At 71.9% G+C, this 17,716-nt stretch carries 13 protein-coding genes; 4 read left to right on the top strand and 9 right to left on the bottom strand.

Annotated features, from left to right (window positions below; genetic code table 11):
* The first annotated feature begins 121 nt into the window (after window positions 1-121).
* Both ABZ622_RS15260 and ABZ622_RS15255 read left to right on the top strand, forming a co-directional pair.
* A complete protein-coding gene (locus tag ABZ622_RS15260) occupies window positions 122-844 on the top strand; it encodes an MBL fold metallo-hydrolase (protein WP_360543168.1) in 723 nt (240 codons plus the stop codon).
* A 47-nt stretch (window positions 845-891) separates the two neighbouring features.
* The gene (locus ABZ622_RS15255; protein WP_360543166.1) at window positions 892-1,713 is read left to right on the top strand and encodes a DUF3097 domain-containing protein; all 822 of its coding nucleotides are present in this window, start codon (window positions 892-894) and stop codon (window positions 1,711-1,713) included.
* A 210-nt stretch (window positions 1,714-1,923) separates the two neighbouring features.
* Here the strand turns inward: ABZ622_RS15255 and hemW are convergent, their stop codons facing one another.
* The 4 genes from hemW to lepA all read right to left on the bottom strand — a co-directional run bounded on the left by hemW (window position 1,924) and on the right by lepA (window position 9,428).
* On the bottom strand, window positions 1,924-3,165 hold the full coding sequence (gene hemW, locus ABZ622_RS15250) for a radical SAM family heme chaperone HemW (RefSeq protein ID WP_360543164.1): 1,242 nt from the start codon (window positions 3,163-3,165) through the stop codon (window positions 1,924-1,926).
* A 73-nt stretch (window positions 3,166-3,238) separates the two neighbouring features.
* Window positions 3,239-5,167 (bottom strand): ATP-binding SpoIIE family protein phosphatase, encoded by a 1,929-nt coding sequence (locus tag ABZ622_RS15245; protein ID WP_360543285.1) that lies wholly within the window; start codon window positions 5,165-5,167, stop codon window positions 3,239-3,241.
* Between the two features lie 211 nt (window positions 5,168-5,378).
* Window positions 5,379-7,265: an AMP-binding protein gene (locus tag ABZ622_RS15240; RefSeq protein WP_360543162.1), complete on the bottom strand. Its 1,887-nt coding sequence runs from the start codon at window positions 7,263-7,265 to the stop codon at window positions 5,379-5,381.
* 288 nt (window positions 7,266-7,553) lie between these two features.
* Window positions 7,554-9,428, bottom strand: a complete 1,875-nt coding sequence (gene lepA / locus ABZ622_RS15235; RefSeq protein ID WP_360543160.1) for a translation elongation factor 4 — start codon at window positions 9,426-9,428, stop codon at window positions 7,554-7,556.
* Between the two features lie 215 nt (window positions 9,429-9,643).
* Between lepA and rpsT the strand changes: the two genes are divergently transcribed.
* The gene (rpsT, locus tag ABZ622_RS15230; protein WP_072483588.1) at window positions 9,644-9,910 is read left to right on the top strand and encodes a 30S ribosomal protein S20; all 267 of its coding nucleotides are present in this window, start codon (window positions 9,644-9,646) and stop codon (window positions 9,908-9,910) included.
* A 283-nt stretch (window positions 9,911-10,193) separates the two neighbouring features.
* Here the strand turns inward: rpsT and holA are convergent, their stop codons facing one another.
* Window positions 10,194-11,180 (bottom strand): DNA polymerase III subunit delta, encoded by a 987-nt coding sequence (gene holA, locus ABZ622_RS15225; RefSeq protein WP_360543158.1) that lies wholly within the window; start codon window positions 11,178-11,180, stop codon window positions 10,194-10,196.
* Window positions 11,181-11,284: 104 nt separating this feature from the next.
* Here holA and ABZ622_RS15220 point away from each other — a divergent pair, with 104 nt between their 5' ends.
* Complete coding sequence (locus ABZ622_RS15220; protein WP_360543156.1) at window positions 11,285-11,530, top strand: hypothetical protein; 246 nt, start codon at window positions 11,285-11,287, stop codon at window positions 11,528-11,530.
* Window positions 11,531-11,545: 15 nt separating this feature from the next.
* Here ABZ622_RS15220 and ABZ622_RS15215 read toward each other — a convergent pair whose 3' ends face one another.
* The 4 genes from ABZ622_RS15215 to ABZ622_RS15200 all read right to left on the bottom strand — a co-directional run bounded on the left by ABZ622_RS15215 (window position 11,546) and on the right by ABZ622_RS15200 (window position 17,669).
* Complete coding sequence (locus ABZ622_RS15215) at window positions 11,546-12,430, bottom strand: YceI family protein (protein WP_360543154.1); 885 nt, start codon at window positions 12,428-12,430, stop codon at window positions 11,546-11,548.
* Between the two features lie 322 nt (window positions 12,431-12,752).
* On the bottom strand, window positions 12,753-15,368 hold the full coding sequence (locus ABZ622_RS15210; RefSeq protein ID WP_360543152.1) for a ComEC/Rec2 family competence protein: 2,616 nt from the start codon (window positions 15,366-15,368) through the stop codon (window positions 12,753-12,755).
* Window positions 15,365-16,561, bottom strand: a complete 1,197-nt coding sequence (locus ABZ622_RS15205; protein WP_360543150.1) for a ComEA family DNA-binding protein — start codon at window positions 16,559-16,561, stop codon at window positions 15,365-15,367. The genes ABZ622_RS15210 and ABZ622_RS15205 overlap by 4 nt, the downstream gene beginning before the upstream one ends.
* A gap of 262 nt (window positions 16,562-16,823) precedes the next feature.
* Window positions 16,824-17,669, bottom strand: coding sequence for a DegV family protein (locus ABZ622_RS15200; protein ID WP_259927456.1), 846 nt, complete (start codon window positions 17,667-17,669; stop codon window positions 16,824-16,826).
* Window positions 17,670-17,716: the final 47 nt, after the last annotated feature.

Below are 17,716 nucleotides of genomic sequence, written 5' to 3'. Positions count from 1 at the left end.
CTGTCATCGCGAGTGCCAGCAACCCCCCGGCCAGTGTACGGCGGCCGAGTGGGGACCTAGCAAGGGCGACCGGCCACGCTACCGCGAGACCTCCCAGGTGGTTTGCCGATAGCGTCACGGTATGGACGCCTCTTGGGAAGAGTTCGGCTGGGAACGACTCGGTCACGGAGTGGGCCGGCGGCGCCTTCCCGGGTGGGACGCGACGGTGGCACTGGTGGCCGGAACGGACGGCGTGCTCCTCTACGACACCGGATCGACGCTCCGTGAGGGCGCCGAGGTGCGGGCCCAGGCGCAGGCTCTGCTCGGCCGGAGGGTGACGCATATCGCACTCAGCCATCCCCATTTCGACCATGTGCTGGGCACCGCCGCGTTCTCCGGCGCCCAGGTGTACGGGGCGGTCGGCATGACCGCGCTGCTGAAGGACGGGGCGGACGAGCTGCACACCTCGGCCGTGCGCCACGGGGTCGGCGAGCACGACGCGGCAGAGGCCGTGGACGCGCTGGTCGCGCCGCGGCACGAGGTGTGCGGCGAGTGGACGGTCGACCTGGGCGGCGGGCGCGAGGTGCTGCTGGCCGACGTGGGCCCCGCGCACAGCGGCCACGACCTGGTGGCGGTGGTCCCCGGCTCCCCCGCGGTCGTGTTCTGCGGGGACCTGGTCGAGGAGTCCGGCGAACCGCAGGCGGGCCGGGACGCCTTCCCGTCCCGCTGGCCGGCCTCGCTGGACCGGCTGCTGGCGCTGGGCGGCGAGGACGCGGTGTACGTGCCGGGGCACGGGGCGGTGGTGGACGCGGCGTTCGTACGCGATCAGCGCGAACAACTGGCCGTGCGCTTCGGCGTGTCGTGACCGGCCCCGGTCCACCGGACAGGCCCTCGCCGTCCTATCGTCGTCCGATGCGCAGCTACCAGCCGGACCTGACCCCGCCGTGGAAGAGGTCCGCCCCCGTTCCCGAGGTCCCCGCCGAAGCCGATCTGGTCGTGGAGGAGATCTCCACCGGATACTGCGGTGCGGTGATCCGCTGTGAGAAGACGGCCCAGGGTCCGACGGTGACCCTGGAGGACCGCTTCGGCAAGCACCGGGTGTTCCCGATGGAACCGCGCGGCTTCCTGCTGGAGGGCCGGGTGGTCACCCTCGTACGCCCCTCGGCCGCCGCTGCGGTGCGCCCCGCGCGCACGGCCTCGGGTTCGGTCGCGGTCCCCGGCGCGCGTGCCCGGGTCGCGCGGGCGGGCCGGATCTACGTGGAGGGCCGGCACGACGCGGAGCTGGTCGAGCGGGTCTGGGGCGACGACCTGCGGATCGAGGGCGTGGTCGTCGAGTACCTGGAGGGCGTCGACGACCTCCCCGCCGTCGTGCGCGAGTTCTCCCCCGGCCCGGACGCCAGGCTGGGCGTCCTGGTCGACCACCTGGTCCCCGGCTCCAAGGAGTCCCGGATCGCCGATCAGGTCACGGACGAGAACGTACTGGTGGTCGGCCACCCGTACATCGACGTGTGGGAGGCCGTGAAGCCGTCCTCCGTGGGCATCACGGCCTGGCCGGTGGTGCCGCGCGGCCAGGACTGGAAGACGGGCGTGTGCCGCGCCCTGGGCTGGCCGGAGAACACCGGCGCGGCCTGGCAGCACATCCTGTCCAAGGTCCACTCGTACCGCGACCTGGAACCGGCTCTGCTGGGCTCGGTGGAACACCTGATCGACTTCGTGACGGCGCCGGCGGAGTAGCCCTCCGGCAGCCCCTCCGGCCGCCCTCTGCCTCTCCGGCGGACACCATCCCCCCGTCCCCCGGCAGACACCATCCCAGCCCCTCCGGCGATTGAGGAGCGGGGGTCCGGGGGCAGAGCCCCCGGTTACGGGAAGGGGCGGGCAAGGGGACCAGGCCCGCCGCAGGCGCACCCCACCCCACCGCACCGCCCCGGCACCCGCCCCCGCACCTCAGTCCACCAGATCCCGCACCACCGCGTCCGCCAGCAACCGCCCCCGCAAGGTCAGGACCGCCCGCCCCCGCTCGTACGGCCCCGGCTCCAGGAGCCCGTCCGCCAGAGCGCGGCGGGACGCGGCCAGCCCGGCCGGAGCCAGGATGCCGAGCGGGCACCCGTCCTGGAGCCGGAGCTCCAGCAGGATCCGCTCCACCCGCCGGTCCTCCTCGGAGAGGACCTCGCGCCCGGCCCCGGGCGAGCGCCCCTCGGCCAGCGCCTGCGCGTACGCGCCCGGATGCTTCACGTTCCACCAGCGCACCCCGCCGACGTGGCTGTGCGCCCCCGGCCCGGCGCCCCACCAGTCGGCGCCGCGCCAGTACAGCTCGTTGTGCAGGCAGCGGCCCTCCGGCGTACGGGCCCAGTTCGACACCTCGTACCAGGAGAAGCCCGCCGCGGCCATCGCCTCGTCCGCGATCAGATACCGGTCCGCGTGGGCGTCGTCGTCGGTCATCGGGATCTCGCCGCGCCGGATCCGGCGGGCCAGCTGCGTGCCCTCCTCGACGATCAGCGCGTACGCCGACACATGGTCCGGCCCCGCCCCGATCGCCGCGTCCAGCGAGGCCCGCCAGTCGTCGTCGGACTCCCCCGGCGTGCCGTAGATCAGGTCGAGGTTGACGTGCTCGAAGCCCGCCCGGCGGGCCTCGGCGACACAGGCCTCGGGCCGCCCCGGCGTGTGCGTACGGTCGAGGATCTTCAGCACGTGCTGCCGGGCGCTCTGCATTCCGAAGGAGATCCGGTTGAAGCCGCCCTCCCGCAGTTCCGCGAGATACGCCGGGCCGACGGACTCCGGATTGGCCTCGGTGGTGATCTCGGCGTCGTCCGCGAGCCCGAACTCCTCCCGGACCGCCCCCAGCATCCGGACCAGGTCGGAGGCCGCCAGCAGGGTCGGCGTACCGCCGCCGACGAAGACCGTGCGGACCGGCCGGGGGTCGTCCCCGAGGACCTTGCGGGCCTGGCGGACCTCGCCGATCAGGTGGGTCGCGTAGTTGTCCCGGGAGGCCAGCGCGCCGCCGGAACCGCGCAGCTCGGTCGCGGTGTAGGTGTTGAAGTCGCAGTAGCCGCAGCGGGTCGCGCAGTACGGCACGTGCAGGTAGAAGCCGAGCGGCCGGTCGGCGGCGCCTTCCAGGGCATGGCGGGGCAGCGCCCCGTCGTCGGGTACGGGTTCACCATCGGGCAGTACGGAAGGCATACCGTCCATTGTCGCTCGCCGCCGGGAGCCTCCCGGACATGCCCATGATCACGGACGCCGGCCGCCCCGAACACGTACCGCCTCACCCCGCCTGGAGCACCAGCAGCGCCAGATCGTCGTCCGGCGGCCGCTCGGCGAATTCATGGACCGCCCGCTTGATCCGGTCCGCGATCCCGTCCGCCGACAGACCGGAACAGCCGGCCAGCGCCCGGGACAGTCCGTCCCCGTCGTCGAACATCAGCGTCCCGGAGCGCCGCTCCGTCACACCGTCCGTGACGCACAGCAGGCTGTCGCCGGGCGCCAGCTCGAAGCACTGGCTCTCGTACGCGACGTCGTCGAAGATCCCGAGCAGCATCTGCGGCTCGGCGGCCGGACGCACCTCGCCGTCGGGCCGCAGCAGCAGCGGCAGCGGGTGGCCGGCGCTGGCCAGGGTGCAGCGCACGCCGCCGCCGGGCAGCGGTACGAGTTCTCCGTACAGCAGGGACAGGAAGCGGGACTGCCCGGTGTCCGCGGTCTGCTGACCTCCTGCGGCCGCCACCATGAGCGCGGCCGCCTCGGCGGCCTCCATCGCGTCGTCGAGGAGCAGCCGGTTGAGCCGGTCGAGGACCTCGCCGACTCCGAAGCCCTCGCGGGCCAGCAGCCGCAGCCAGGGGCGGGCGAGGCCGGTGACGACGGCGGCCTCCGGGCCGCTGCCCTGCACATCGCCGAGGACGAAGCACCAGCGGTCGCCGGGGCACGGGAAGATGTCGTAGAAGTCGCCGCCGACGACGCCGTCGTCACTGGGTTCGTACACCAGTGAGCTGGTGACGCCGGGTATGTCGGCGACCTTGCCGGGCAGCAGGGCCCGCTGCAGGATGCGGCTGATGGTGGCCTGCCGGGTGTACTCGCGGGCGGCGCCGACGGCGAGGCCGACCCGGCGTACGAAGTCCTCGATGAGCGCGGTCACCTCGTCGGGGACGCGGGCGAGGCCCTCCCGGCCGAGGAGTACGGCGCCGAGGTTCCGGCCGCCGGAGGTGATCCGGTAGGCGAGGACGGACGCGGCGGGCTCGTCGGCCTTCTCGCCGTCCTCCTCCTCTCCGCCGGGCCACGGCATGGAGACGGGTCCGGTCCCGACCCGTTCGGGAAGCCGGATCGGGCCCTGTTCCAGCAGGGTGCGCAGCTGCCCGGTCTCGGCCTCGTCCCGGTGCCAGACGCTGGCGAGCCGGGGGACGGCGGAGGGGCCGCCGTTCTCGGGTTCCAGCCAGATCGCGCACCAGTCGGCGAGTCTGGGAACCAGTAACTGCCCGGAGAGCGCCGCCACGATGTCCTCGTCGAGCTGGCCGGCGAGCAGGTCCGAGGCCTCGGCGAGGAAGGAGAGCGCGCCGCGGCCGGCCCAGTCCGCGTCGTCGCGCAGCGCGCGCCGGGCGTTGGGTGCGAGCAGTTCGGCGGCGCGGAGCCCCTGCTGGAAGCCGGGCTCGGCGGCCGCTTCCGGGAACGGGTTCCAGTCGTCCACGGGGAGCCTGGCCCAGACGGTCTTGAGGCCGGTGCGGTAGGTGATGCCCCAGCGTTCGGCGAGGGTGCCGACGAGCTGGAGCCCGCGACCGTACTCGGCGGGCTCGTCAGGTCCGACGAGGCTGGTGCCCTCCGCGGCGTCGGCCGCGCTTCCGGACTCCGGGCGGTCGCTGCGCACGGCGCGGGCGGGGTGGTGGTCGGAGACCTCCACCACCAGGGCCGCCACCTCGCCCTCGGTGGCCTCCTCCAGCCGGGCGAGCACCTCCACGTTGGTCCCGGCGTGCACGACCGCGTTGGTGACCAGCTCGCTGACGACGACCTCCGCGTCGTCGGCCACCCGCTCGCTGAAGCCCACGGCCGCCGGCAGCCCCAGCCCGGCCCACTCACCGAGGGCGGCCCGGACGAACCGGCGGGCGGCGGAGGGGGCGAGGAGGTTCCCGGGCAGGGACGTATGGGCGACCGGCCGCGCGTCCGCACGGCCTGCGGGATCACCGGGACGCTCGGCGATGTCCCGCTGCAAGGGAATGGGCCCCACGGTGCGGCTCCTGACCTGTTCTCGCTCTGTCTGTTCTCGTTGCTGTCTGTCTGTTCTCGTTGGGCGGCGCTGGCGACACCGACAGAGTGACAGATGGACCATGCCCATAAGCAGCGAGTTGCCGAAGTGAGCGGAGAAAATGAGCGGGGAACGGGCAGGAGCGGCCGCACCGTGCGGCCGGTCCGCGAGGAGCTGTCTATGCCTCGCGGCTTCCCGCGTACATGTCGTCGATGAGGCCCTGGTACGCGCGCTCGACGACGGGCCGCTTCAGCTTGAGGCTGGGCGTCAGCTCGCCGTGCTCGATGTCCAGGTCGCGGGGCAGCAGCCGGAACTTCTTGATGGTCTGCCAGCGCTGCAGTCCCTCGTTGAGCCGCTTCACGTAGCCCTCGATGAGCTCGACGGCCTGCGGGGAGGCCACCACTTCGGCGTACGGCTTCCCGCCCAGGCCGTTCTCGGCGGCCCAGCCGAGGATGGTCGGCTCGTCGAGTGCGATCAGGGCGGTGCAGAAGTTTCGGTCCGCGCCGTGCACCAGGATGTTGGAGACGAACGGGCAGACCGCCTTGAACTGTCCCTCGACCTCCGCCGGGGCGATGTACTTGCCGCCGGACGTCTTGATCAGGTCCTTCTTGCGGTCGGTGATCCGGAGGTAGCCGTCCACGGACAGTTCGCCGATGTCGCCGGTGTGGAACCAGCCGTCCGACTCCAGCACCTCGGCGGTCTTCTCCGGCTGCCCGTGGTAGCCCTGCATGATCCCGGGGCCGCGCAGCAGGATCTCGCCGTCGTCCGCGATCCGTACCTCGGTGCCGGGGAGCGGCTTGCCGACGGTGCCGGTGCGGTAGGCCTCGCCCGGGTTGACGAAGGAGGCGGCGCTGGACTCGGTGAGACCGTAGCCCTCCAGGATGTGGATCCCGGCGCCCGCGAAGAAGAGACCGATGTCGGGGGCGAGCGCCGCGGAGCCGGAGATGCAGGCGCGCAGCCGGCCGCCGAAGGCCTCGCGGATCTTGGCGAAGACCAGGGTGTCGGCGACCTTGTGCTTGGCGCCGAGGGCGAAGGGGACGGAGGCCGTGCCGGTGCGCCGGAAGTTGTCCTGCGAGACCGTCGCGTACTCGCGGGCGACCCCGGCCGCCCACTGGAAGATCTTGTACTTGGCCCCGCCGCCGGCCCGTGCCTTGGCGGCGACACCGTTGTAGACCTTCTCGAAGATGCGGGGGACGGCGGCCATGTATGTCGGCTGGACCACCGGCAGATTCTCGATGATCTTGTCTACCCGGCCGTCGATGGCGGTGACGTGGCCGACCTCGATCTGGCCGGAGGTGAGGACCTTGCCGAAGACATGCGCGAGCGGCAGCCAGAGGTACTGCACGTCTTCCGGGGTGATGAGGCCGGTCGCCACGGTGGCCTTGGCCATGTACGACCAGTTGTCGTGCGGCAGGCGCACACCCTTGGGGCGGCCGGTGGTGCCCGAGGTGTAGATCAGGGTGGCGAGCTGGTCGGCCGTGATGGCGGCGACCCGCTCCTTGATCGCCTCGGGGTGCTTCGCCAGGTGCTCGGCGCCGCGGGCCTCCAGCTCGGCGAGGGTGAGCACCCAGCCCTCGGGGTCGCCCTCGGCGGGGCCGGCACCCTCGGGGTCGATGACGACGACATGGGCGAGGTCCGGCAGTTCGGCACGGCGCTCGCGGGCCTTGGCCAGCTGGGCGGCGTCCTCGGCGATGAGCACCCGGCTCCCGGAGTCGGAGAGGATGAACGCCGACTCCTCCGCGTTGGTCGACGGGTAGATCGTGGTGGTGGCGGCACCCGCGCACATCACACCGAGGTCGACGAGGACCCATTCCACCCGCGTGCTCGCCGCGAGCGCGATCCGCTCCTCCGGCTGCACGCCCAGACCGATGAGTCCGGCGGCTACGGCGTAGACCCGCTCGGCGGCCTGCGCCCAGCTCAGCGACTTCCACTCGTCGGGTCCGTGGCCGGCGGCCGGGACGGGGTAGCGGTACGCCTCCCCGTCCGGGGTGGCCGCCACGCGGTCGATGAAGAGGTTCGCCACGGAGGGCGGTCGGTTCTCGATCAAGGTCAGTGTGTCGCTCACGACGTCCTCCGGGCCTGCGGCAGTGCTTCACGACCGGCTGCTGATGGCTGCTGATGGCTGCTGTGTACCGCTTGTTCCTGTGCCTGTTCCTGCGTACGTCCGTCTGCTCGTCCTGCTCGGGGACCCGCCTTGTTTAACTGGCGAGTAACTACGAAGCCGTGATCAGGGTAGAGCGCCCGCGTCCACCGCGTAAGAGGCAACGGGCCGCCGCTTCATAACAAACGGGCCCCCATGTCGCGGGGTGGCGCGACACGGGGGCCCGTAGGGCTGTCACCGGGGAGTGGCGGGCTACTTCTTGCCCTTGCCCTCGCCGCCGGACTCGTCCGTCGACAGCACGGCGATGAAGGCCTCCTGCGGCACCTCCACGTTGCCGACCATCTTCATCCGCTTCTTGCCTTCCTTCTGCTTCTCCAGCAACTTCCGCTTACGGGAGATGTCACCGCCGTAGCACTTGGCGAGGACGTCCTTGCGGATGGCGCGGACGGTCTCACGGGCGATGACCCGGGAGCCGATGGCGGCCTGGATCGGCACCTCGAAGTTCTGCCGCGGGATCAGCTCGCGCAGCTTGGCGACCAGCCGGACGCCGTACGCGTACGCCTTGTCCTTGTGGGTGACCGCGGAGAACGCGTCGACCTTGTCGCCGTGCAGCAGGATGTCGACCTTGACGAGCTGGGCGGTCTGCTCGCCGGTGGGCTCGTAGTCGAGCGAGGCGTAGCCCCGGGTCTTGGACTTCAGCTGGTCGAAGAAGTCGAAGACGATCTCGGCGAGCGGCAGGGTGTAGCGGATCTCGACCCGGTCCTCGGAGAGGTAGTCCATGCCGAGCAGGGTGCCGCGCCGCTGCTGGCAGAGCTCCATGATCGCGCCGATGAACTCGCTCGGGGCCAGGACCGTGGCGCGCACGACGGGCTCGTGCACCTTGTCGATCTTGCCCTCGGGGAATTCGCTCGGGTTGGTGACGGTGTGCTCGGTGCCGTCCTCCATGTCGACGCGGTAGACCACGTTGGGGGCGGTGGCGATGAGTTCGAGGCCGAATTCGCGCTCCAGCCGCTCCCGGATCACGTCGAGGTGGAGCAGTCCGAGGAAGCCGACGCGGAAGCCGAAGCCGAGGGCCGCGGAGGTCTCCGGCTCGTACACCAGGGCGGCGTCGTTGAGCTGGAGCTTGTCCAGCGCCTCGCGCAGGTCCGGGTAGTCCGATCCGTCCAGCGGGTACAGCCCCGAGAACACCATCGGCTTGGGGTCCTTGTAGCCGCCCAGCGCCTCGGTCGCGCCCTTGTGCAGGGAGGTGATGGTGTCACCGACCTTGGACTGCCGGACGTCCTTCACACCGGTGATGATGTAGCCGACCTCGCCCACGCCGAGGCCGTCGGCCGGGGTCATCTCCGGGGAGGAGACCCCGATCTCCAGCAGCTCATGGGTGGCGCCGGTGGACATCATCCGGATGCGCTCGCGCTTGTTGAGCTGGCCGTCGACCACCCGGACGTACGTGACGACGCCGCGGTACGAGTCGTAGACCGAGTCGAAGATCATCGCGCGGGCGGGGGCGTCCGCCCGGCCGACCGGGGCCGGGACGTCCCTGACCACCCGGTCGAGCAGCGCGTCCACGCCGACGCCGGTCTTCGCGGAGACCTTGAGCACGTCCTCCGGCTGGCAGCCGATGAGGTTGGCCAGCTCCTCGGAGAACTTCTCGGGCTGCGCGGCCGGCAGGTCGATCTTGTTGAGCACCGGGACGATGGTGAGGTCGTTCTCCATCGCCAGATAGAGGTTGGCCAAGGTCTGGGCCTCGATGCCCTGCGCGGCGTCGACCAGCAGGACCGTGCCCTCGCAGGCGGCGAGCGAACGGGAGACCTCGTAGGTGAAGTCCACGTGGCCCGGGGTGTCGATCATGTTGAGGACATGGGTGCTGCCCTGGCCCTCGCCCGTGGTGGGCGCCCAGGGCAGCCGCACCGCCTGGGACTTGATGGTGATGCCGCGCTCGCGCTCGATGTCCATCCGGTCGAGGTACTGAGCACGCATCTGCCGCTGGTCGACCACACCGGTCAGCTGGAGCATCCGGTCGGCAAGGGTCGACTTGCCGTGGTCGATGTGCGCGATGATGCAGAAGTTGCGGATCAGCGCCGGGTCGGTACGGCTCGGCTCGGGCACGTTGGTAGGAGTCGCGGGCACGCAGGGTCCTGATTCTTGAGACGCCGAACGCCGTGTCTCGGGTCGATGTCGGGTCGGTCGGATCGATACGTAGCCTCCATCGTCCCATGGTTGTGGGGCGGAGACCGGTTTGGGCCGGTCGGAGTGGGGCTGGTACCGTTGACAGCTGTGCCTCGCGACTCTCTCAGGCCGTGGGGCGCACATCGAAGATCCAACGAACCTGAAAAGGCTCTTTCGTGGCGAACATCAAGTCCCAGATCAAGCGGAACAAGACGAACGAGAAGGCGCGCCTGCGCAACAAGGCCGTCAAGTCCTCGCTCAAGACCGCTATCCGCAAGGCCCGTGAGGCTGCCGCCGCCGGTGACGTCGAGAAGGCCACCTCGGCCGCTCGCGACGCCTCCCGCGCGCTCGACAAGGCCGTCTCGAAGGGTGTCATCCACAAGAACGCCGCCGCCAACAAGAAGTCGGCGCTGGCCTCCAAGGTTGCCTCCCTCCAGGGCTGAGCATTCTGATGTGATCGCCGGGACGGACCCAGCGGGCCCTCTCTCCCGTTCCTGACCGGCACCCCGCGCCGCACACCGAACCTGCGTTCGCCACGCGGGTGCGGCGCACCAAAGCTTGAACCGAAGGCCCCGGCCTCAGCTCTCCCCAGAGCTATGACCGGGGCCTTCGGCGTGCGCGGACGGGGCTGTGCTTGGCCGGGGTTCGGGGACGGGGAGGGGCGGGGTTCGGGGTCGGGGTCCGAGGACGGGGTTCGGTTCGAGCACCGGCCGTCCCGTCCCGCGCTCAGCGTCCCGACCGCGCCGCCCGCGCAATCGCGACCACGGCCTTCTCCAGGGCGTACTCCGGGTCGTCGCCGCCGCCCTTGACTCCCGCGTCGGCCTCCGCGACCGCGCGCAGCGCGACGGCCACCCCGTCCGGCGTCCAGCCACGCATCTGCTGCCGCACCCGGTCGATCTTCCACGGCGGCATGCCCAGCTCACGGGCGAGGTCGGCGGGCCGGCCGCCACGGGCCGAGGACAGCTTGCCGATCGCCCGTACGCCCTGCGCCAGCGCACTCGTGATCAGCACCGGCGCCACTCCGGTCGACAGCGACCAGCGCAGCGCCTCCAGCGCCTCCGCGGCGCGTCCCTCCACCGCGCGGTCGGCGACCGTGAAGCTCGACGCCTCGGCGCGGCCCGTGTAGTAACGGGCGACCACGGCCTCGTCGATAGTGCCCTCGACATCCGCGACGAGCTGCGAGACCGCGCTCGCCAGCTCCCGCAGATCGCTGCCGATGGAGTCGACCAGCGCCTGGCACGCCTCGGGCGTCGCCGAGCGCCCCAGCGCCCGGAACTCGGACCGTACGAACGAGAGCCGCTCGGCCGGTTTGGTCGTCTTCGGGCACGCGACCTCCCGCGCCCCTGCCTTGCGCGCCGCGTCCAGCAATCCCTTGCCCTTGGCACCGCCCGCGTGCAGGAGGACGAGGGTGATCTCCTCGACCGGGTCGTCGAGATACGCCTTGACGTCCTTGACCGTGTCGGCGGAGAGGTCCTGCGCATTGCGCACGATCACCACCTTGCGCTCGGCGAAGAGCGACGGGCTCGTCAGCTCGGCGAGGGTGCCGGGCTGGAGCTGGTCGGAGGTGAGGTCGCGGACATCCGTGTCGGGGTCGGAGGCCCGGGCCGCCGCCACCACCTGCTGCACGGCGCGGTCGAGGAGCAGGTCCTCCTGGCCCACGGCGAGCGTGAGGGGGGCGAGCGGGTCGTCGGTGGAATTCCTTCTGGTGGCCATCGCCGTCCAGCATCCCATGCACCACCGACAACCCCCGATGACATCCCCGGCCACCCTGTCCACCGGGCCGGGGCCGTCACGCCGCCGTACGGGAGAATGGGCCGGTGAGCGATGTGAGACATGTACTGGTGCTGCCCGACCGCGATGCTGCGGAGGAGGTGGCCGGGGAGCTCGCCGACCGGTTCGGGGTCGCCGAGGAACCCCAGCTCCTACGCGACGCGCTGGCCGGCGAGGACGACGCCGAGGACGCCCAGTGGCTGGTGGTCGTGGAGGACCCGGCCGGGCGGCTGGACTCCTCGGCGCTGGATGCCTTCGCCGCGGAGTACGAGGGGTGGCTCGAAGCGCCCTGACGGGGCGCCCGCGGCTCAGGTCTTGGGGACGATCTGGATGTCCATGTCGATGGAGATGCTGGAGCCCACGGCCGCGATGCCGCGGGCGAGCATGGTCTGCCAGGTGAGGGTGAAGTCCTCACGGTGCAGCTCCGTGGTGGCCCGGCAGGCGGCACGCGTCTCGCCCTCAAGGCCGTTGCCCAGACCGAGGTACTGGGTGTCCAGGGTGACCGTGCGGCTGACGCCGTGCAGGGTGAGCGCACCGGTCACGCCCCAGCGGGTGCCGCCCCGGTGGACGAAGCGCTCGCTGTAGAACTCCATCGTCGGGTAGCGCCCGACGTCGAGGAAGTCGCTGGAGCGCAGATGGTCGTCCCTCATCTGGACATTCGTGTCGATCGACGCGGCGTCGATGATCACGTGCATGGCCGAGTCCTCCATGCGGTCGGCGATCCGCACGGCCCCCGCGAAGTTGTTGAACCGGCCGTGGATGCGAGCCAGACCGATGTGCCGGGCCGTGAAGCCGATCTGCGAGTGCGTCGGCTCGACCTCCCACTCCCCCGGCGCGGGGAGCTGCGGAGGCGCGGACAGCTGCAGGGTCACATCGCCCAGGCTCGCGTGGCCGCCCTCGACGACCGTGGCCGACGCGTGGAACGGGGTGAAGCCCTCGGCCGTGACGGCGAGCCGGTACTCACCGGCCGGGACGGTGGCGAGGACGTTGCCGAACGGGTCGGTCTCACCGCCGAAGACCTTGCGGCCCGCGCTGTCCGTGACCACGAACTCGGCCAGCGGCACGACCTCGTTGACCGGGTCGAGCACCCGGCAACTGAGCAATCCGGCAGTACGTGGCACCTCCAGCCCGGCCAGGGCATTGCCCTGCGCCGAACCCGCCGCTCGCCTGCTGTTCAGCCAACGACCGAACATGTTCGTTCCACCTTCCCCCGGGGACGATTCACCTTGGGGCCCGGCGGCTGGACGTCTCTGTCGGAGCAGCGGCCCACCGACGAGCATGCATTCGATCACCATTGTGCCGTTCGAGGCAAACAGCGCAGCTCGGAGGGGCTTGAAATAGCTTGGGTGGAGGTGTTACCGAAGGTCCGAATTGCTATCACCGTCACCACGGGGGCGGTGGCCATGGGGTTGGTCGGGCTCGCGTGGTCGTGGGGCTGCGGAGTCGTGCGGCCGCGTGGTCGTACGGCTGTGGGGCTGTGCGGTCCGTGCGGCCGTGCGGTCGCGGGGCCGGTAGTCACGTCCGGCCCACCGCCCGCAGCCCCGGCCCGGTGCCCGTCACGGCGATCGCACCATCGGTGTCCGTGCGCAGCACCACGGCGCCGACCGCTCTGAGCGCATCGACGGTACGCGGCGCCGGATGGCCGTACGGGTTGTCCCTCCCCACACTCACCAGGGCGAACCTCGGGTGCGCGCTGCGCAGCAGCGCTGGGTCCTGATGGGCGGAGCCGTGATGTGCGACCTTGAGCACGTCCACCCTCGGCAGCGCGGGGTATCTGCGCAGCACCCCCTGCTGGGCCTGCGGTTCGAGGTCCCCCAGGAGCAGCAGGGTCAGCCCGCCGGCCCGGACGTACAGGGTGACACTGGCATCGTTCGGCTCCAGCGGTACGGGACCGGCACCCGGGCCCGTCGGTATTCCGCCGGGCCCAGTGGCGCTCGTCGGCCAGAGGACCCGCCAGTCGAGTGCCCCGATCCGGCGGCGCTCCCCCGGGACGGCCCGGATCAGGGGGACGTGCGATTCGGCCGCCGTTCTCCGTACGAACGCGACCTGGTCCGGCGGCTCGTCCAGGCTCGTCGTCTCGATCGCACCCACCGCCCTGCCCCGCAACACCCCGGGCAGGCCCCGCACATGGTCGGCGTGGAAGTGTGTGAGGACCAGGAACGGCACCTCGGTGACGCCCAGTTCACGGAGGCACCGGTCGACGAGTGAAGGATCGGGGCCGGCATCGACGACCACCCCCGCACCGTCGCCCGCCGCCAGCACCAGGGCGTCCCCCTGCCCCACGTCGCACATCGCGAACGCCCAGCCCGGCGGCGGCCATCCGGTCAGCACCCGGGTGAGCGGCACCGGCCGCAGCACCGCCAGGACCAACAGCAGCGCGGCGGCCGAGCAGACCCAGGGATGGCGCACGATCCGGCGGGCGAAGAGCACCACCAGAGCGGTCAGCGCGGTGAGCAGCACCGCGCCCGCCCCACCGTCGGGCCAGTCGATCTCCGCTCCGGGCAGGGCCGCCCCGGTGCGGGCCACCGAAGCGATCCAACCGGTAGGCCACCCCGCGATCCGGGCGATCAGCTCCGCCACCGGCATGGCCACCGGCGCCAGGGCGAGCGCGGCGAACCCGAGGACCGTGGCCGGTGCCACCGCCAGCTCGGCCAGCAGATTGCACGGGATCGCCACCAGGCTGACCCGCGAGGCCAGCAGCACGACCACCGGCGCGCACACCGCCTGCGCGGCGGCCGCCGCGGCCAGCGCCTCGGCGAGCCGGGCCGGAACCCTGCGCCGTTGCAGCGCATCACTCCACTTCGGGGCGATGGTCAGCAGAGCGCCGGTGGCCAGCACGGAGAGGATGAAGCCGAAACTGCACGCCATCCACGGGTCGTAGAGGACCAGCAACAGGACCGCGGCGGCCAGCGCCGGGATCAGCGACCTCCGCCGCCCCGTACCGATGGCCAGCAGAGTGATCAGCCCGCACGCCGCCGCCCGCAGAACGCTCGGCTCGGGCCGGCAGACGATGACGAAGGCCAGCGTGAGCCCGCCGCCGAGCAACGCCGTGAGCCGCAGCGAAATCCCCAACCGGGGTGCCAGCCCGCGGCGTTCGGCACGAAGTGCCATGCCTGGCGGTCCGATGAGGAGAACGAGCAGGATCGCCAGGTTGGATCCGGAGACGGCCATCAAGTGGGTGAGATCGGCAGCCTTGAACGCCTCGTGCAGCTCGGGGGTGATCCGTGAGGTGTCGCCGACCACCAGGCCCGGCAGCAGAGCCCTCGCATCGGGATCGAGCCGCTCGGTCGCCTGCCGCAGTCCGCCGCGCAACGCGCCTGCCGTGCGCTGGAGGGCGGAGGGAGGCCCGATGATGCGAGGCGGCCCCTTGCCCTCGGGCCGCAGCACGGCGGCACTGCGCTCCCCGTCGTGCAGTGGCGGTGACAGCCGGCCACCGAAGCGCAGGTGTGTGGAGGGGAGCAGCTGCTGCCACGGTCCCGTCGATCCGCCGGGCGAGACGATCAGCAGCACTGGTGTGCTCAGCCCGGTGACCGCACCGTCGGGCCCGGTCAGCCGGGTGATCTCGGCATCCATGAGGAGGGCGGCGGGTGTGCTGTGGTCGCCCCGCACCCGGGGCGTGGTCCGCCGGGCATCGGACGTCACCGTGACCTCCGCCTCGACCGTCGCGAACCGCTCGGCCAGCTCGTGAACCGGCCCCTGCCGTACGTCCGCACTGTGCAACCCGGCCGCCGCGGCACCGGCCGCCGCACAGAGCAACGCCGCAGCGGTGGCGGTAGCCGTGGCCCGTGACCACCACCGCCCGCCTGCCGCAGCCCCGCCTACGGCGTCGGCGTCGGCGTCGGCGTCGGCGTCCGCATCGGAGGAAAGTCTGCCTGGTGAGGCACCGGCCGCCCCTCTGCGCAGTACACGGGTTGCGGACGCCGCCGACATGGCCAGGAGCACCATGGCCGCACCCACGCAGAGGATCACACCCCCCGTGGTCCACCGCCCTGGCGCGCTCAGCGCCAGGGCCGCACCGGCCCAGGCCGCCATGGCAGGCGGGACCAGGCGGAGATCGGCCGGACCCTCCTGCCGAGGTTCGGAGGCGCCGAGCCGACTGCCGGACGCCGCATGGACGTCCAGGTGGCTCATGGCCCCACCAATGGTTGGAGGTCAGCGAACCTGCGGTCACCGATCCCGTTGACCTCACGCAGTTCATCGATGGACCGGAAACCGCCGTGCTGTGTGCGGTAGTCGACGATGTGCTGGGCCAGAACCGGGCCGACACCCGGCAGCGTGTCCAGCTGTTCGACGGTCGCGGTGTTGAGGCTGACCGGGCCGGCCGCAGCGCCCCCGCTGCCGCTGCCCGTCGCGACACCCGCCGCCCCACCGGCAGTTGAAGGTCCTGGCGGGGCGCCCACCACGATCTGCTCTCCGTCCATGAGCACCCGCGCCCGGTTGAGCCCGGTGAGGTCCGCTCCGTCCCGGACTCCGCCCGCCGCTCGTAACGCATCGGCGACCCTTGCTCCGGAAGGCAGTTGACGGATACCGGGCCTGCGCACCTTTCCGCTCACATCAACGACAACGTGTCCGCCCGGCCCTGCCCCGGGTGGCGGTCCCGGCGACGGCTCCGGCTCCGGCTCCCCGGCACCGTCCGGCATCGGAGGCGATGTCCGGGCGTGCGCAGCCTCCTCGACCGGATCGGGCGCACGCACGGAGTGTGGCCGCGCGGTCCAGAAGTGCACTGCGGCAAAGACTCCGGCAGCGACCAGTACAACGGCCAACGCCGCAAGGGTCTTTGGCTCCAGACCGCATCTGAGCTGCAGCCACACCGGGAGCCGCTCCCGCAGCGCGGGAACCACCCTCTCCCGCCACCGCCCCGCCCCTCCGGAAACCGGAACGGTGACCGAGGCCGAAGCCGCGCCCCGCCCAGAAATGGACGCACCAGCCGCAGCCCCAACCGGACCCGGCCCCGGGCTCGGACTCGGACCCGAACTCCGACCCGGACTCGGCCCCGGACTCGGGCGCGGGCGCGTGACCGGAGACAAGGCCGGCCCCGGGACCGGAGCCGGGACAACCCCCAGCACAGGCCGCGCGACCCGCCCTCCGTACGCACCCGTCATCAGCGCGTCCGCCCGACGTCGCGACGCCGCGGCCACGGTGTCCGCACCCCGGCGCGACGTCCGTCGCCGACCGGGCCCGAGGCCCGGCCCCAAGCCCGGTCCGGCGCCGACACCTGGTCCGGTGCCGGGGCCGCTACGGACACGGCCGTCCGAGGCCGGGGCCCGGCCGGGGCCGCTGCCGCTTCCGCTTCCGCTGGTTGCACGATGTGATCGGGGTGCCATGCCTCACGACGTTAGGCACATCCGCCCGAATCGGCTGAGCAGGACCAATTTCGGTGGACAATCGACCAGTTGTGGATATCTCGACCACCCACGGGAGTGACGCCCAGGGCAACCGGGGCAACCAGGGCGACCGGGGAACACAGGGCCCCCAGCCCACGCAGGGCACCCACGACGCTCAGGACACCCGGAACACGCAAGACGCCACCAGGCCCGACCAACCGCCCGACCGCCCGACCGCCCGACCGCCCCAACAGTCGGCCGATCAGCGCGGCGAGACCACTGCCCCCAGCAGACCGGGTCCGGTGTGCGCACCGATCACCGCGCCCACCTCGCTCACATGCAGATCGACCAGCCCCGGCACCCGCTCGCGCAGTCGCTCAGCGAGCCGCTCCGCCCGCTCGGGGGCCGCGAGGTGGTGCACGGCGATATCCACGCGGCCGCTGCCCGCCCGTTCCGCGACGATCTCCTCCAGGCGCGCGATCGCCTTCGAGGCCGTCCGTACCTTCTCCAGCAGTTCGATGCGGCCGCCGTCGAGCTGGAGCAGCGGCTTCACCGCGAGAGCCGATCCCAGCAGCGCCTGTGCTGCACCGATGCGGCCGCCGCGCCGCAGGTAGTCCAGCGTGTCGACGTAGAAGTACGCCGAGGTCCCCGCGGCCCGCTTCTCCGCGGCCGCAACCGCCTCGTCCAGGCTTCCGCCCGCCTCCGCCGTCTCCGCCGATGCCAGGGCACAGAATCCGAGGGCCATGGCGACCATCCCGGTGTCCACCACACGGACCGGAACCGGCGCCTCCTTCGCCGCAAGCAGGGCGGCATCGTACGTGCCCGAGATCTCGGCCGAGAGGTGCAGCGAGACGATGCCGGTGGCCCCCGCCTCGGCCGCCGCCCGGTACGCGGCGGCGAACACCTCGGGACTCGGCCGGGACGTGGTCACGGGACGACGCTTCTGGAGCGCCACCGCGAGGGAACGGGCCGAGATCTCGGTACCGTCCTCCAGAGCCTGATCTCCGAGGACGACGGTCAGCGGCACCGCGGTGATGCCATGCCGCTCCATCGTCTCGGGCGGCAGGTAGGCCGTGGAATCGGTGACGATCGCGACATGGCGGGACATGAGCGGGAGGTTACCTGGCGAGTCCGTGTCCTGGCAGTCCGGCCCCG

The sequence above is a fragment of the Streptomyces sp. NPDC007164 genome (genome assembly GCF_040634135.1).
Taxonomy (GTDB): domain Bacteria; phylum Actinomycetota; class Actinomycetes; order Streptomycetales; family Streptomycetaceae; genus Streptomyces; species Streptomyces sanglieri.
This window is presented reverse-complemented; position numbering and strand designations above follow the sequence as displayed.